The following is a 14771-nucleotide window of genomic DNA, read 5'->3' on the forward strand; positions in this document are numbered from 1 at the left end:
CTAGGCCAGGACCCGGCGGAGCACCGCCCGCTCCCCCAGCGTCCACGCCGCGCTCGTCACCATGTACAGGGCGGCGGCGAGCGGCACGAACGCCGCGACGACGACGGTGACGAAGGGCAGCACGCGGGCGACCGTGGCGAGGCCGGGCAGCGCCTCCTGCCCCGGCGTCGTCGCGACCGGGCCCGCGGCCCGCAGGTCGGTCCGTCGTCGCAGCTCGACGACGAGCGCGAGCACGACGAGCAGCACCACGAAGGGCCAGACGGCACCCGCCACGACGCCGCCGACGACGGGACCGACCGAGCCCACCAGCGAGGCGCCGAGCGCCGCACCGGCCAGGACGTGCCCGAGCAGGGCGTTGGCGTGCCCGGCGATCACGGGGTGCGAGAACAGCGACCAGACCGCCGTGAGCACCGGTGCCTGGGCGAGCGTCGGCAGGCAGCCCGCCAACGGCGAGACCTTCTCCGACGTGTAGAGCGCCGCCGTCGCGCGCTGCAGCGCCTGGGGGTCGCGGATCCGCCGACGCAGGTCGGCGAGGGCCGGTGCCAGGCGGCGACGGCCGATCTCCGCGCGCACCTGTGACACCCCCACGGGCACCAGCAGGACGCGGACGAGCAGGGTCAGGAGCACGACGGCGAGCGCGGACGACGAGGCGCCGGCGATCGGCTCGACGAGGTCGCTCAGCGCGACGACGACGGTGTGCAGGCCGTCGAGGACGACGGCGAGGGGCGGGAAGGCGGACAGGTCCATGGAGGTCCTCACGGCAGAAGGGAAGAGGTCGCTTCTGGCCGTCGGGCGCCGCGGGTGCGGTCAGACGGCCGGGAGGAGCCGTCCCGGCGCCCGGGCGCGCACGTGTCCGTCGGAGTCGGGGTCGCGGGCGAAGACGAGGAGGCGCACGTCGGCCGCCTCGGTCAGCACCGGCCCCGGCACGGCCGCGCCCAGCCCCGCGAGCGCCAGCACCGCGCGGGCGACGACCACGATCGCCAGCACCGCGGCGGCGCCGACGAGGCCGACGACGACCGTGGCGGGCAGCGACCCGGCGTGGCCGACGGCGAGCCCGGTCGCGAGCGCGAGCTCGAGCGGCGCGAGGACGCGCACCAGCAGCTCGAGCAGGGAGGACATGCACCCGACACTAGAGGACACGCCGGGGCGCCCGGTAGGTACGCTGACGGCGGACCCCGGATGCCGCGGCCGTCCTCGGGAAGGCTCGCGCGCCTCCTGCGTTGTCACCGTCACACCTGCTCCGAGGAGGACCCGCATGACGCACGACTGGATCACCCTGCAGCACCGGGCGCACGCCGAGTTCGCACGCCGCGTCGAGGCGGTCACCGACTGGGACGCCCCGACGCCCGACACCGAGTGGGCCGTGCGCGACCTCGTGCGCCACGTGACCCGTGAGCAGCAGTGGGTGCCCGTCCTGCTGGAGGGCGGCGACCCGAGCGAGGCGCAGGCCTCGGTCGAGCCGCTCGGCGACGACCTCGTCGACGCCTGGCACCGGTCGTCGCGCGCCGCGGCCGAGGCCTGGCGCGAGGCGGACCCGGACGCGTCCGTCCGGCTCAGCTCGGACGTCGTGCCCGTGCACGAGTACCTCGCCGAGCAGGTCGCCGACGTCACCATCCACGCGTGGGACCTCGCCCGCGCCATCGGCTCCGACGAAGAGCTGGACGACGACCTCGTCGCCGCCGTCTGGTCGGTCTTCGAGCCGCAGCGGGACGCCCTCGAGGCCTCCGGGCTCTTCGCCTCGCCGGTGCCCGTGGACGACGACGCCCCGATGCTCGTGCGCCTGCTCGCGCTGACGGGCCGCGACGCGCGCTGACGCAGGCTGCCCCGCTCGCTGACGCAGGCTGCCCTGGTCGCTGACGCGGGCTGCCCCCGCCCGCCGACGCAGGGCAGGCGGAGCGGGCGCCCTCGCAGGTCGCCCGGACCTCGGGATGGTTCGATGTCGGCATGACCGCCGACGCCGAGTCCGACGCCCGCCCCTGGCTGCACAGCTACGCCCCGGGCGTCCCCGCCGACATCGAGCCCGTGACGGGCACGCTCGTCGACCTGATCGACGACGCGGTGGCTGCCCACCGCGGCAAGGTCGCCCTCGAGTTCTTCGGGTGCGAGACCAGGTACCGCGACCTCGGCGACGAGATCGACCGGGCCGCCGAGGGCCTCCGCAAGCTCGGCGTGACGGCAGGCGACCGTGTGGCGATCCTGCTGCCGAACAGCCCGCAGCACGTGGTGGCCTTCTACGCGACGCTCCGCCTCGGCGCGGTCGTCGTCGAGCACAACCCGCTCTACACCGACCGCGAGCTTCGCCACCTCTTCGAGGACCACGGCGCGAAGGTCGCCATCGCCTGGGACAAGCTCGTCGGGCGCCTCCGCGAGCTGCCCGGCGACCTCCGCTTCGACACGGTCGTCTCGGTCGACGTGACCCGGGGCATGCCCCTCGGCACCCGGCTCGCCCTCAAGCTGCCGATCCCCGCGGCGCGGAAGTCGCGCGCGGCGCTCACCGCCCGTGCCGTCGGCGACCTCAGCTGGCCCGACCTCGTCTCGGGCCGCCCGTTGAAGAGGCGCCACCCGCGCCCTGCCCTCGACGACGTCGCCCTGCTGCAGTACACGAGCGGCACGACCGGCTCGCCGAAGGGCGCCGTGCTGACCCACCGGTCGCTCCGCAGCAACGCCGAGCAGGGACGCGCCTGGGTGCAGGGCGCCGTCGAGGGCGAGGAGACGGTGTACGGCGTGCTGCCGTTCTTCCACGCCTACGGCCTGACGCTCTGCCTCACCTTCGCGATGCGGATCGGGGCACGGCTCGTGCTCTTCCCCAAGTTCGACGTCGACCTCGTGCTCAAGGCCGCGGCGAAGCACCCGCCGACCTTCCTGCCCGCGGTCCCGCCGATCTACCAGCGCCTCGCCGAGGCCGCCGAGCAGCGCGGCGTCGACCTCCGCAGCGCGCGCTTCGCCATCTCGGGCGCGATGAACCTCCCCCTCTCGACGGTCACCGCCTGGGAGCGCGTCACGGGCGGCATGCTCGTCGAGGGCTTCGGGCTCACCGAGACGTCGCCGGTCGCCCTCGGCAACCCGATGGGGCCGACCCGTCGCCCGGGCACCGTGGGCGTGCCGTTCCCCTCGACCGAGGCGCGCGTCGTCGACCGGGACGACCCCGACCCCGAGCGCCCCGTCACCCCCGGCGCGGCTGGCGAGCTGATCCTCCGCGGGCCGCAGGTGTTCCGCGGCTACTGGAACCGCCCCGACGAGACGGCCGAGGCGTTCCTGCCCGGCGGCTGGTTCCGCACCGGCGACATCGTCAGCATGAGCGCCGACGGCTACGTCACCATCGTCGACCGCATCAAGGAGCTGATCGTCACGGGCGGCTTCAACGTCGCCCCCTCCGAGGTCGAGGAGGCGGTGCGCGGCGTCGCCGGAGTGGCCGAGGCCGCGGTCGTCGGCCTGCCGCGCGACGGCGGCGGCGAGGACGTCGTCGCCGCGATCGTCGTCGAGCCCGGCAGCACGGTCGACCCCGAGGCGGTGCGCGACCACTGCCGCGAGCAGCTCGCCGCCTACAAGGTGCCGCGTCGCGTCGTCGTGGTCGACGAGCTGCCCCGGTCGCTGATCGGCAAGGTGCTCCGCCGCGAGGTCCGCGACGCCCTCATCGCCGGTCGCTGACCGGGGGCGACGCTCGCCGCGCCTCCTCGGCCCTACAGCACCGCCCAGCGGCCGAGCGGCCAGAAGACGACCGTCGCGCGGCCGACGACGTGGTCGAGCGGCACGAAGCCCTCGTAGGGGCCGGTCACGTGCGACCGGGAGTCGGCCGACTGCTCGCGGTTGTCGCCCATCACCCAGAGCGCGCCGTCGGGCACGGTGACGTCGAACGGCGCGAGCGACGCCGGGTCCCCCTCGGGCACGTTCAGGTACGGCTCGTCGAGCGGCTCGCCGTTCACCAGCAGGCGCCCCTCGGCGTCGCAGCACGAGACGGTGTCGCCGGGCAGCCCGATCACGCGCTTGACGAGGTCGTCGCCCTCGCCTGCCGTCAGCCAGCCGCCCGGGTCCTCGAAGACGACGACGTCGCCCCGGTGCAGGTCCATCACGTCGGGCACGAGCTCGTTCACGAGGATGCGGTCGCCGATCAGCAGGGTCTGCTCCATCGACGCCGACGGGATGAAGAACGACCTCACCAGGAACGTCCGGACGCCCCACGACACCAGCAGGGCGACCAACACGATCACGACGAGGTCGCGCAGCCAGCGCAGCCCTCCCGCCCGCCGGGTCGCAGGAGGCGCGGCAGCGTCGGCAGGATCGGTCACGCCCCCATCCTCCTGCGTCCGCATCGGCGGCGGCTACGCCGCGGGCCGCCGCAGCCGCTCGAGCCGCGCCAGCGAGTGCTCCTCGGCCACCGGCTTGTCGCCGAGCACGCGGCCGATCGCCCCGAGCATCACGCCCGCGGGCCGGGTGGTCGGCAGGTCGACCGGCCCGACGTGCGGTGCACGCAGGCCGAGCAGCTCGCGGAACCGCGGCTGCAGCGTCCCCACGGCGCCGTTGAACAGCACCGGGTAGCCGACGCGCAGCACCGGGAACAGGGGCGGCCGCTTGATGAAGCCCACCACCTCCTCGGTCCGGGCGGTGCGCTCGAGGATCCCGCGGCGGTCGAACGCCATGAGCTGGTCCTGCATCTCGGCGACCGAGCGCGGCGGGTCCACCACGCCCATCAGCTCGCCGGCGGTCGCCCACTCGCGCACGTACGCGTCAGGCCCGCCGGGCACCTCGCCCTCGCCCCACGCCAAGTAGGCGGCGAGGAACGAGTCCGCGAAGGCCATGTGCACCCAGCTGAGCAGCTCCGGGTCGTTCGCGGCGTAGTCGTGCGACACGCCGTTCCGGTCGTCGTAGCTGCCGACCACCTTGGTGTGCAGGCGGCTGACCCACTGGGAGGCGTGGGTCGCCGCCTCCTGGCTGCCGTAGGTCACGGTGTAGATCCAGCGGATCGTGCCGGCCAGCCGGCCGAGCGGGTCCTCGCGGAACCGCGAGTGGTCGTGCACCCCGGCGAGCGCCCCCGGGTGCAGCGCCTGCACGAGCAGGGCGCGCACCCCGGCGAGGATGGCGGTGTTCGAGCCGTGCACGGCCCAGACCGCCGACCCCGGCGCGAAGAAGCCCTCGTCGTCGCCCTTCGCGAGGTCGGTGACCCACTCGGGCGTGCCCGTGTACTGGCCGTTGAAGGTGTACTGGAGGCGGGCGCGGAGCGGCTCGGTCAGGGCGGGCATCCTCCGATCATGCGCCGCGGGGGCTGGGCGCCTGCCCTCGGCGAGCGCGGGAGTCTCGACGTCGAGGCAGTCGAGGCAGTCGAGGCGGTCGAGGCGGTCCGGCCGTCCTGCCCTGGACGCACCGCGCCTCCTCGTCCCGGTGTCGAGACGAGGAGGCGCGGGCAGGGCAGGCAGGCAGGCGTCAGTTGCCGTGCGCCTCCTCGGCGACGGGCTGCCACTCCTCCCACAGCGCGAGGCGCGACTCGTAGTCCTTCTTGGCGATGCCCAGCGGCGCCTTGCCGAAGAAGACGCGGAGCGGCGGCTCGTCGGCGTCGACGACCTTGAGGATCGCCGTGCGGGTGGCCGTGGGGTCGCCGGGGTCGGCGGCCGAGGGACGCTTGGACGCGGCCTCGCGGACCTCGGCGTACGCCTCGTTCTCGTCGCTGCGCGAGGCGGACGGGCCCGACCAGTCGGTCGAGAAGCCGCCGGGCTCGACGAGCGTGACCGAGATGCCGAAGCCGGCGACCTCCTGCGAGAGCGACTGGCTGATGCCCTCCAGGGCCCACTTCGACGCGTGGTAGATGCCGACGGTCGGGAACGCGCTGATGCCGCCGATGCTCGAGACCTGGACGACGTGGCCGGAGCCCTGCTCGCGCATGATCGGCAGGGCCGCCTGCGTCACCCAGAGGGCGCCGAAGAGGTTCGTCTCGAGCTGGCCGCGCGCCTCCTCCTCGGTGATCTCCTCGACCATGCCGAAGTGGCCGTAGCCGGCGTTGTTGACGACGACGTCGAGGCGGCCGAAGTGCTCGGCGGCCTGCTGCACGGCGGCCACGTCGGCGGCGCGGTCGGTGACGTCGAGCTGGATCGGCAGGAACGTGTCGGGGTACTGCTCGACGAGCGCGTCCACCGCCTCCAGCTCGCGGGCCGTGCCGGCGACGCTGTCGCCGCGCTCGAGGGCCGCCTCCGCCCATTCACGGCCGAAGCCCTTCGATGCCCCGGTGATGAACCAGACCTTGCTCACGGTGTTCCTCTCGTCGTGTGGTGTCGCGCTGTCGGGAGCGCGGTTCCACTGAACGCCCGGCCTCCCCGACGCGCGCACAGCCAGCTCGGAGGGTGCGCATCTCGGCCTAGAGTGGGGTCGTGACCATCGACACCGCTCGTCCCTGGCTGGCCTCCTACGCTCCCGGCGTCCCCCACGACATCGAGCCCGTCACGGGCTCCCTCCTCGACATCGTCGAGGGCACGGCCGCCGAGTACCCGAGGTCGGTGGCGCTCGAGTTCTTCGGCGCGACCACCACGTACGCCGAGCTCGTCGACCAGATCTCGCGCGCCGCCGAGGGCCTGCGCAAGCTCGGCGTCCGTCACGGCGACACCGTCGCCCTCGTGCTGCCGAACAGCCCCCAGCACGTGGTGGCGTTCTACGCGGTGCTGCGCCTCGGCGCGATCGTCGTCGAGCACAATCCGCTCTACACGCCGCGTGAGCTACGGCACCAGTTCGAGGACCACGGCGCGAAGATCGCCATCGCGTGGGACAAGGTCGTCGAGACCCTGCAGGACTTCCCCTCCGACGTCGCCGTCGACTCGATCGTGTCGATCGACGTCACCCGCGGCATGCCCCTCGCGACCCGCACCGCCCTCCGCCTGCCGATCAAGAAGGCCCGCGAGTCCCGCGACCGCCTGACCACGACCGTGCGCGGCACCGTCCCGTGGGAGAAGGTCGTCGGCTCGTCCCGCATCAAGGCGAAGCACCCTCGCCCCGAGACCTCCGACCTCGCGGTCATCCAGTACACGAGCGGCACCACCGGCACCCCCAAGGGCGCCCAGCTGACCCACGCGAACCTGCTCTCGAACGCGGCGCAGTCGCGGGCGTGGGTGCCCACCATCACGCGGGGCGACTGCACCGTCTACGCCGTGCTGCCGATGTTCCACGCCTACGGCCTGACCCTCTGCCTCACCTTCGCGATGAGCATGGGCGCCCGTCTCGTGCTCTTCCCCGCCTTCGACCCGGCCCTCGTGCTCAAGGTGATGAAGAAGCGCCCGCCGACCTTCCTGCCGGCGGTCCCGCCCATCTACACGCGCCTCCGGAAGGCCGCCGACGACGCGGGCGTCTCGCTGCAGGGCGTCGAGGTCGCGATCTCCGGCGCCATGCCGCTCTCCGCCGAGGTCGTCGAGCCGTGGGAGGAGCAGTCGGGCGGCTGGCTCGTCGAGGGCTACGGCCTCTCCGAGTGCTCGCCCGTGCTGATGGCCAACCCCGTCGGCCCGACCCGTCGCGCCGGCACCGTGGGCCTGCCCCTGTCGAGCACGGAGGTGCGCGTCGTCGAACCGGAGGACCCGACGGTCGACGTGCCCGCCGGCGAGAGCGGCGAGCTGATCGTGCGCGGCCCCCAGGTCTTCAGCGGCTACTGGCGGAAGCCGCAGGAGTCCAGCGAGGTCTTCGTCGACGGCGACTGGTTCCGCACCGGCGACATCGTCACGATCGACCCCGACGGCTTCGTCCGCATCGTCGACCGCATCAAGGAGCTCATCATCACCGGCGGCTTCAACGTGAGCCCGTCCGAGGTCGAGGAGGTGCTGCTGCGTCACGAGGGAGTGGCCGAGGCCGCTGCGGTCGGCCTGCCCTCCCCCGGCGGCGAGCAGGTCGCGGCCGCGATCGTGCTGCACCCTGGTGCCGAGGTCGACGTGCAGGCGCTGCGCGCCTTCGCCCGCCAGCACCTCACGCCCTACAAGGTGCCCCGTCGCATCGTGGTCGTCGACGAGCTGCCGAAGTCGCTGATCGGCAAGGTCCTGCGCCGCAAGGTGCGGGACGAGCTCGCCGACCGCTGACCCGGGCCGACCAGCCGCCGCCGTGGCCGCCGCCGCCGCCTCGCCGACCAGCTCGGGCCGGCCGGCGCTAGCCTCGACGGCATGACCATCGACGCTCTGCCCACCAGCACGCCGTCCGCCGAGGGGATCGACGCCGCCGGCGTCGAGGCCTTCCTCGACGGGCTCGAGTCCACGCCCGGCGTCGAGCCCCACAGCATCGTGCTCGTGCGTCACGGCTCCGTGGTGACGCAGGGCTGGTGGGCCCCGTACTCGGCCGACCGGGTCCACCTGCTCTACTCGCTGAGCAAGAGCTTCACCTCGACCGCCGTCGCCTTCGCAGTCGACGAGGGCCTCCTCGGCCTCGACGACACCGTGCTCAGCCACTTCCCCGAGCTCGACGCCGACGTGACCGACCCCCGCAGCCGCTCCATGCGCGTCCGCGACGTGCTCGCGATGTCGAGCGGCCACCAGGCCGAGGCCCTCGGCCGCGCGCTCGAGGCCGACCCGGCCGACCTCGTCCGCGGGTTCCTCCTCACGCCGCCGGAGGCCGACCCCGGCTCGGTCTTCGCCTACAACCAGCCCTGCACCTACGCGGTCGCGGCGATCGTGCAGCGCGCCTCCGGCCTGTCGCTCACCGACTACCTGCGTCCGCGGCTGTTCGAGCCGCTCGGCATCGGGCAGGCGAGCTGGCAGCGCGACGACAGCGGCCGCGAGATCGGCTTCAGCGGCCTGCACGCGCAGACCGAGGCCGTGGCGCTGCTCGGCCAGCTGTGGCTGCAGCGGGGCGTGTGGCAGGGCAGGCAGCTGCTGCCTGCCTCCTACGTCGACGAGGCGACCCGGGTGCAGGTCGCGAACCCCGACGAGGCGAACGCGGACTGGAGCCAGGGCTACGGCTTCCAGTTCTGGATGGCCCGGCACGGCTATCGCGGAGACGGCGCCTACGGCCAGTTCTGCGTCGTGCTGCCCGAGCACGACGTCGTGCTCGCGCTCACCGGACAGACCGTCGACATGCAGGCCGTGCTCGACCTCGCCTGGCAGCACCTCCTGCCAGCCTTCGAGGGCCCGGGCGACGCGGCCGCCGACGACGCGCTGGCCCGCCGCACGGCCGCGCTCGGGCTGGCGCCCCTCGAGGACGACGCCGGCGCTGCCGAGCTGCGTGCCGCCTCCTTCGTGCCGACGTCGTCGAGCGAGCAGTCGTCGCTGACGTCCGTCGAGCTGGCGGACGAGGGGCCGTCGTGGTGCGTGCTGCTGCACGAGGGCGACGACGTGCTCGAGGCCGAGGTCGTCCTCGGCGCCTGGACCGTCACCGACGCGCTCGCGGTCACCGCGGGCCGCCGGGGCGCGGCGCTGCACGTGGACGTGATGTTCGTCGAGACGCCGCACCGCCTGCACCTGGTGCTCGACGGAGGCGCCGCCGACGTCCGGTGGGAGACGACACCGCTGCACGCGCCGGCACTCCGTCAGCTGCGAGCGCCGCGCGGCGGCGAGACGGCCCCGCTCTAGCTCGGCGAGACCCGGTCGCGCAGCCGTCCCTCGGCCAGCCACGCCAGGCGCCGGAGCGTCTCGCGGTTGCGGACGCCGAGCGCAGGATCGAGCACGGCGTCGGGGACGAGTGCGCCCGGCCCGGTGACCGCCTCCTCCTCCATCACGACGAGGCAGCCGCCGGTCCGGTCGTGGACGGTGAGCGTCACCTGGGCCTCCCCCAGCGGCCAGCCCCTCGCGCGGAGGACTGCCTGGTGCGGCGGGTGCCACACGAGCACGCTCGTGGTGTCGTCGACGACGAGCGGCCAGACGCCGAAGGAGTGGTGGATCCGCGCCCCGACGGCCGGCCAGGTGAGCTCGACGTCGCGGATGCGCGAGGCGCCCACCACCCAGCTCGGGTAGAGCCAGCCGTCGCTCAGCACGTCGAAGACGTCGTGCGGCGATGCCTCGACGAACCTCTGGTCACGGCTCACGTCGTCGTCCCTCCGTCGGGCCCCAGCCGGGGCAGGTGCTCGACGCCGAACTCGTGGCGCAGCGCGCTCAGGGCGGCGTAGGCCCCGCCCATCCCGTGCACGGAGGGGCCGGGCGGCACGGACGACGACGCGAGGTAGGTGCCCGGGACAGGGGTGCGCCACGGGTCGGTCGACACCACCGGGCGCGCGATCAGCTGCCGCATCGTGGGAGCGCCCGACGCGATGTCGCCGCCAACGTAGTTCGGGTCGTGCTCCTCGAGGTCGGACGCCGTGTGGGCGCGGGAGGCGAGGACGAGGTCGCGGAAGCCGGGCGCGAACCGCTCGATCTGCTGCGTGACCGCCTCGGTCATGTCGACGGTGCTGCCGTTCGGCACGTGCGCGTAGGTCCACAGGGCGTGCTGCCCGGCGGGCGCGCGGGTGTCGTCGACGACGCCCGCCTGCACCGCGAGCACGAACGGCTCGGCAGGGTGCACGCCGCGGGCGACGTCGTGCTCGGCCCGCGCGACGGCTGCCCGGTCGCCGCCGAGGTGCACGGTCGGCGTGCGCCGCAGCTCCTCGGCCTGCCACGGCACGGGGCCGCTGAGGGCGAAGTCCACCTTGGAGGCGCCTCCCCCGTAGCGGAACCGCTCCAGCCGGCGTCGGTACCCGGCCGGCATCTCGTCGCCGGCGATCGCGATCAGCTGCTTCGGGGTCACGTCGAGCAGCCGGACGGACGCGTCGAGCTGACGCAGGCTGGTCACCTCGACGCCGGTCTCGATCACGCCGCCGTGCGCGACCAGGTCGTCGGCGAGCGCGTCCGCGATCGCCTGGCTGCCGCCGCGCGGCACCGCCCACCCGTAGCCGTGGCCGTGCACCGCGAGGGCGAGGCCTGCGGCCGACGCGCTGAGGCTCGGCATCGGGCGGATGGCGTGGGCCATGACGCCCGCCAGCAGCGCGCGCGCCTCCTCGGTGCGGAGGCCGGCGTCCCACCACGGTCCTGCCTGGTGCAGGATCCGCAGGCCGAACTCGACCGTCGTGCCGAGGTGGCGGGGCACCTGGAGGATCGGCGACAGGGTGAACTGCGAGAGCTCGGGCTCGAGGTCGACGAGGCGGGAGAACATCCGGTGCCAGGTGGGGCCGTCGACGCCGAGGCCGTCGGCGGTCCGCTCGAGGTCGCGGTACGCCACGCCCGCCGTGCCGCCGTCGAGCGGGTGCCCGTACGAGACCTCGGGCACGATCATCTCGACCCGCTGCTGCAGCCCCCACCGCCGGAAGAAGCCGGAGGCCATCGCCATGGGGTGCACCGCCGAGCAGATGTCGTGGCGGAACCCCGGCAGGGTCAGCTCGGCGGTGCGGGTGCCGCCGCCGATGGTGTCGGCGCGCTCGAGCAGCTGGACCCGGAGCCCTGCCCGCGCGAGCACGACGGCGGCGGAGAGGCCGTTCGGCCCGGCCCCGACGACGACGGCGTCGAAGGCGGCCGTCACGGGCGGCGCCGGCTGCCGGCGACGGCCCGCACCACGGCGGCGCCCGCGCCGAGGGCACCCGCCGCGGCGAGCGCGTAGCTGACGCCGCGGTTGCGCGTGTACCAGACCTGCGGGCTGGTCGAGCGGGCCTGGTCGTCGAAGATGCCGTGGGCGCCGTGGTCGCCCGCGACCGGGCTGTACAGGTTGTCGGGCCACATCGGCTCGGACTTCTCGGGCGCCTGCTGTCCGCTGTAGCCGGTCTTGGCGAGGTACACGTCGAGCCAGTTCGCCACGAACCGGTTGCCGAGCACCGTCATGACGGTCGGCTCGCCGATCCACGAGCGACGACGCGGCTTGTCGGCCACGTCGGCGATCGCCCGGGCGCCCACCTCGGGCTGGAAGATCGGCGGCACCGGCTTCGGGTGCTCGGGGAGACGCGACCGGACCCAGTTGAACTGGATCGTGTTGAGCGCCGGCATGTCCACGGTCGAGATGACGACGTGGCTCCGGTTGTGGATCAGCTCGGTCGTCACCGACTCGGTGAACCCCTGCACGGCGTGCTTCGAGGCGCAGTAGGCGGCCTGCAGCGGGATGCCCCGGTGCGCGAGGGCGGAGCCCACCTGGATCACGTGGCCCTTGTCACGCGGCGTCATGCGCGACAGGGCCGCGCGGGTGCCGTTGACGAAGCCGAAGTAGTTCACCTGGGTGGCACGCTCGAAGTCGTCGGGGTCGGTCTCGAGGAACTCGCCGAACACCCCGACCATGGCGCAGTTGACCCAGAGGCCGATGTCGCCGAGCTCGTCCTCGACGCGCGTCGCGGCCGCCTCGACCTGCTCGCGGTCGGCGACGTCGGTGGGGACGCCCAGGGCGCGGCGACCGGCCGCCCGGACGTCGGCGACGGCGCCGTCCAGCCCCTCCTGTCCCCGCGCGAGCACCGCGACGTCCCAGCCGCGGTCGGCGAGCTCGCGCACCACGGCCCGTCCGAGACCCGCGCTGCCCCCCGTCACGACGGCGATGCGAGAGATGGTGGGATCGAGCTTGCTCATGGGTCTCCTCAGACGGTCTGCGACGGGGTCGTCGGGGTGCGGGTGGTCGACGGTAGTCCTGGCCAGGGGTCCCGGTCAGATGTCGAAGTCGCCGAAGCCGCCGCCCCCGCCGAAGTCGCCGCCCCCGAACCCGCCGCCGAAGTCGCCGCCCCCGAAGTCGCCTGCCGCGCCCGGGTCGCCGCCGGTCGCGTCGCCGCCGGCCAGCTGCGGGTCGGAGCCGGCGTCGGCGCCCGCACCGCCGTCCGCGCCGCCGTCGGCAGCGGCGTCGCCCTCGGCACCGGCGTCGCCCGCGTCCCCGCCGTCGGCCGTGGCGTCGCCGCCGTCGGGCAGGAACGAGCTGACGAGGGCCGAGCCGATCACGTAGCCGGCGACCGTGCCGAGCAACGAGCCGCCGATGATCGAGCCCATGCCCATGCCGCCGCCCTGCCGGCCCGGTGCCTGGCCGGCGCCGGCCTGCGCGCCCTGCTGGCCGCCTCCCAGGGTCTGCTCGAGGGTGCCGGGACGACGCAGCTCGGAGCGGGTGGCCGCCTGGGCCAGCGAGCCCGCGTCGTCACCGCGGGGCTGCTCGCCCTGGGGCGACTGGCGGCTGAGCTCGTCGAAGACCGTGCGGCGCTGCTCGGGCGTCAGGGTCGCGAACGCCTCGGCGTGCACCTGCTCGATGGTCTCCGGCGGCGCGGTGCGGAGCAGGTAGCGGTAGCGCTCGACGGCGATCTCGTCGTCGGTGCGACCGCCGGGACGCTGACCGGTCTGCTGAGGGGCCTGCTGCTGCGCGCCCTGCGGCGTCGCGCCGTCCTGCGGGTCGTCGCGTCCGAGGAGCTTGTCGAGGAATCCCATGGTGTGCCGTTCCTTCCGGTGGTCCCGGGAGCCTCCCGGGGTGTCCGACAGTACGGACGACCTGGGCCATCCGCCTGGACGGGCCGTGGGGATCCCCTCCGAGCGCGCCCCCGGCACGACGGGACGGATCAGCCCCGGGTGCGCTCGGCCGCACGGCGACGCCGCACCGCCCGGACGACGAGCCACAGGACGACCCCGGCGATGGCCGCGTAGACGGCGTAGTCGAGGTACGTCGCGTAGCGGTCGATCAGCTCGTACTGGGTGCCGAGGGCGACGCCCAGCCCGATCAGGAGCGTGTTCCAGAGGCCGCTGCCGATGATCGTGAAGAGCGAGAAGGTGACGAGCGGCATCCGGTCGGCGCCCGCGGGCAGCGAGATGAGGCTCCGCACCCCGGGGATGAAGCGCCCGAAGAAGACCGCCGACCGGCCGTGGCGGTGGAACCAGCCCGCCGCCGAGTCGAAGTCCTCGCGGTCGACGAGCGGCAGCTTCGACAGCCAGCGGATGCTGCGCTCGAGGCCGAGCACCGCGCCCAGCCAGTAGAGCACCAGGGCGCCCACGTAGGCGCCGAGCGTGGCCGTGGCCACGAGCAGGACGACGTTCATGTCGCCGCTGCCCGCCAGCGCACCGGCCAGGGGCAGGATCAGCTCGCTGGGGATCGGCGGGAACACCGTCTCGACGAACGTGAGCAGGCCGACGCCCCACTCGCCGGCGGCGTCGATGACGCGGGAGGCGATGCCGACGATGCCGTCGCTCTCGGTGAGCGAGCCGGGCGAGGCGGAGGCGGTCGGGCCGGAGGCGGTCGGGCCCGAGACGGTCGAGGCGGCGAGGAGGAGCGGGCTGGCAGCGGTGGAGGTCATGGGTCCCTGGGTCGGTTCGTGGCCCGCGAGGGCTCGGATCGGCTCGTCGAGCATGGCAGGGACGGCTGGGCGCAGCCCCGGACGCTGCACGCTCTGCACCGCGGCGCCCTCGCCCAACGCGCGTCCGCCCCCGCACCGGGACACGACCGGACTCGGGGCGACCCTGTCGGAGGCGCACGGTAGGTTGTCACCGACCGCTCCGCTCACCCCGAGCCGCGGTCCGGCACGGACGACAGGACTGAACGGGTACTCCCATGGGATCGCTGATCTACGGCACGTCGAGCATCGAGATCGAGTTCGACGACAGGACGCTCGAGCACCTGCAGATCGTCATCGCCACCAAGCTGCGACGACGCGAGTCGTTCTTCTTCTCCTGGCGCGACACCCAGAAGGTCGGCGACGGCCGCAGCAGCATCTGGCTCGACCCGGGCATCCCCCTCTACTTCAAGTACTCCGGCGGTCGCGTCCCGACGATCAGCCGCGAGTGGCTCGCCGAGCTGACCACCTCCTCCAACAGCTCGTCCGGCCTGGTGCTCACCGACGAGCCGAGCCTCGACAACTCGGTCAAGCGCAAGTAGCGGCCCCGGGCGGCTGCGGGCGCGTCGGCGCCTCGGCGCCT

The 14771-nt window shown here is 74.1% G+C and carries 15 protein-coding genes; 5 read left to right on the forward strand and 10 right to left on the reverse strand.

The genetic code is table 11. The annotated features are described in order from the left end of the window. Both yidC and ITJ48_RS09965 read right to left on the reverse strand, forming a co-directional pair. A complete protein-coding gene (gene yidC / locus ITJ48_RS09960) occupies nucleotides 1-747 on the reverse strand; it encodes a membrane protein insertase YidC (protein ID WP_194613561.1) in 747 nt (248 codons plus the stop codon). A 60-nt stretch (nucleotides 748-807) separates the two neighbouring features. Continuing rightward, nucleotides 808-1119 carry a hypothetical protein gene (locus ITJ48_RS09965; protein WP_194613562.1) on the reverse strand — a complete coding sequence of 104 codons (312 nt, stop codon included), beginning with the start codon at nucleotides 1117-1119 and terminating at the stop codon, nucleotides 808-810. Between the two features lie 136 nt (nucleotides 1120-1255). Here ITJ48_RS09965 and ITJ48_RS09970 point away from each other — a divergent pair, with 136 nt between their 5' ends. Beyond that, the gene (locus tag ITJ48_RS09970) at nucleotides 1256-1813 is read left to right on the forward strand and encodes a TIGR03086 family metal-binding protein (RefSeq protein ID WP_194613563.1); all 558 of its coding nucleotides are present in this window, start codon (nucleotides 1256-1258) and stop codon (nucleotides 1811-1813) included. Between the two features lie 131 nt (nucleotides 1814-1944). Further along, complete coding sequence (locus ITJ48_RS09975; protein WP_194613564.1) at nucleotides 1945-3648, forward strand: long-chain-fatty-acid--CoA ligase; 1704 nt, start codon at nucleotides 1945-1947, stop codon at nucleotides 3646-3648. Between the two features lie 32 nt (nucleotides 3649-3680). On the opposite strand, the gene lepB is transcribed toward ITJ48_RS09975, so the two are convergent. The 3 genes from lepB to ITJ48_RS09990 all read right to left on the reverse strand — a co-directional run bounded on the left by lepB (nucleotide 3681) and on the right by ITJ48_RS09990 (nucleotide 6237). Continuing rightward, a complete protein-coding gene (gene lepB / locus ITJ48_RS09980) occupies nucleotides 3681-4310 on the reverse strand; it encodes a signal peptidase I (RefSeq protein ID WP_194613565.1) in 630 nt (209 codons plus the stop codon). 9 nt (nucleotides 4311-4319) lie between these two features. Then, complete coding sequence (locus ITJ48_RS09985) at nucleotides 4320-5237, reverse strand: oxygenase MpaB family protein (protein WP_194613566.1); 918 nt, start codon at nucleotides 5235-5237, stop codon at nucleotides 4320-4322. A gap of 181 nt (nucleotides 5238-5418) precedes the next feature. Next, the gene (locus ITJ48_RS09990; protein ID WP_194613567.1) at nucleotides 5419-6237 is read right to left on the reverse strand and encodes an SDR family oxidoreductase; all 819 of its coding nucleotides are present in this window, start codon (nucleotides 6235-6237) and stop codon (nucleotides 5419-5421) included. 119 nt (nucleotides 6238-6356) lie between these two features. Between ITJ48_RS09990 and ITJ48_RS09995 the strand changes: the two genes are divergently transcribed. Both ITJ48_RS09995 and ITJ48_RS10000 read left to right on the forward strand, forming a co-directional pair. Continuing rightward, nucleotides 6357-8039: a long-chain-fatty-acid--CoA ligase gene (locus ITJ48_RS09995; protein WP_194613568.1), complete on the forward strand. Its 1683-nt coding sequence runs from the start codon at nucleotides 6357-6359 to the stop codon at nucleotides 8037-8039. An 81-nt stretch (nucleotides 8040-8120) separates the two neighbouring features. Next, on the forward strand, nucleotides 8121-9521 hold the full coding sequence (locus ITJ48_RS10000; protein ID WP_194613569.1) for a serine hydrolase: 1401 nt from the start codon (nucleotides 8121-8123) through the stop codon (nucleotides 9519-9521). On the opposite strand, the gene ITJ48_RS10005 is transcribed toward ITJ48_RS10000, so the two are convergent. The 5 genes from ITJ48_RS10005 to ITJ48_RS10025 form a co-directional block, all read right to left on the reverse strand. Then, nucleotides 9518-9973, reverse strand: a complete 456-nt coding sequence (locus ITJ48_RS10005) for an SRPBCC family protein (protein WP_194613570.1) — start codon at nucleotides 9971-9973, stop codon at nucleotides 9518-9520. The genes ITJ48_RS10000 and ITJ48_RS10005 overlap by 4 nt on opposite strands. After that, entirely contained in the window at nucleotides 9970-11436 is a 1467-nt protein-coding gene (locus ITJ48_RS10010; protein ID WP_194613571.1) for an NAD(P)/FAD-dependent oxidoreductase, read from the reverse strand. The genes ITJ48_RS10005 and ITJ48_RS10010 overlap by 4 nt, the downstream gene beginning before the upstream one ends. Further along, the gene (locus ITJ48_RS10015) at nucleotides 11433-12461 is read right to left on the reverse strand and encodes an SDR family oxidoreductase (RefSeq protein ID WP_228506858.1); all 1029 of its coding nucleotides are present in this window, start codon (nucleotides 12459-12461) and stop codon (nucleotides 11433-11435) included. Before ITJ48_RS10015 ends, ITJ48_RS10010 begins: the two co-directional genes overlap by 4 nt. A 75-nt stretch (nucleotides 12462-12536) precedes the next feature. After that, nucleotides 12537-13295: a hypothetical protein gene (locus tag ITJ48_RS10020; protein ID WP_194613572.1), complete on the reverse strand. Its 759-nt coding sequence runs from the start codon at nucleotides 13293-13295 to the stop codon at nucleotides 12537-12539. Nucleotides 13296-13423: 128 nt separating this feature from the next. Next, nucleotides 13424-14152, reverse strand: coding sequence for a DedA family protein (locus ITJ48_RS10025; RefSeq protein WP_194613573.1), 729 nt, complete (start codon nucleotides 14150-14152; stop codon nucleotides 13424-13426). A 254-nt stretch (nucleotides 14153-14406) separates the two neighbouring features. Here ITJ48_RS10025 and ITJ48_RS10030 point away from each other — a divergent pair, with 254 nt between their 5' ends. After that, nucleotides 14407-14730: an ATP-dependent DNA ligase gene (locus ITJ48_RS10030; RefSeq protein WP_194613574.1), complete on the forward strand. Its 324-nt coding sequence runs from the start codon at nucleotides 14407-14409 to the stop codon at nucleotides 14728-14730. The last annotated feature ends 41 nt before the right edge of the window (nucleotides 14731-14771 follow it).

It is taken from the genome of Frigoribacterium sp. VKM Ac-2530, from assembly GCF_015350835.1.
Taxonomy (GTDB): Bacteria; Actinomycetota; Actinomycetes; order Actinomycetales; family Microbacteriaceae; genus Frigoribacterium.

What these genes read in the sequence shown, in the direction of transcription:
- ITJ48_RS10030 (WP_194613574.1), top strand. Translation starts at nt 14,407, where the DNA reads ATGGGATCGCTGATCTACGGCACGTCGAGCATCGAGATCGAGTTCGAC.
- ITJ48_RS10000 (WP_194613569.1), top strand. Translation starts at nt 8,121, where the DNA reads ATGACCATCGACGCTCTGCCCACCAGCACGCCGTCCGCCGAGGGGATC.
- ITJ48_RS09985 (WP_194613566.1), bottom strand. Translation starts at nt 5,237, where the DNA reads ATGCCCGCCCTGACCGAGCCGCTCCGCGCCCGCCTCCAGTACACCTTC.
- ITJ48_RS09970 (WP_194613563.1), top strand. Translation starts at nt 1,256, where the DNA reads ATGACGCACGACTGGATCACCCTGCAGCACCGGGCGCACGCCGAGTTC.
- ITJ48_RS09965 (WP_194613562.1), bottom strand. Translation starts at nt 1,119, where the DNA reads ATGTCCTCCCTGCTCGAGCTGCTGGTGCGCGTCCTCGCGCCGCTCGAG.
- lepB (WP_194613565.1), bottom strand. Translation starts at nt 4,310, where the DNA reads ATGCGGACGCAGGAGGATGGGGGCGTGACCGATCCTGCCGACGCTGCC.
- ITJ48_RS10020 (WP_194613572.1), bottom strand. Translation starts at nt 13,295, where the DNA reads ATGGGATTCCTCGACAAGCTCCTCGGACGCGACGACCCGCAGGACGGC.
- yidC (WP_194613561.1), bottom strand. Translation starts at nt 747, where the DNA reads ATGGACCTGTCCGCCTTCCCGCCCCTCGCCGTCGTCCTCGACGGCCTG.
- ITJ48_RS09975 (WP_194613564.1), top strand. Translation starts at nt 1,945, where the DNA reads ATGACCGCCGACGCCGAGTCCGACGCCCGCCCCTGGCTGCACAGCTAC.
- ITJ48_RS10015 (WP_228506858.1), bottom strand. Translation starts at nt 12,461, where the DNA reads ATGAGCAAGCTCGATCCCACCATCTCTCGCATCGCCGTCGTGACGGGG.
- ITJ48_RS10025 (WP_194613573.1), bottom strand. Translation starts at nt 14,152, where the DNA reads ATGACCTCCACCGCTGCCAGCCCGCTCCTCCTCGCCGCCTCGACCGTC.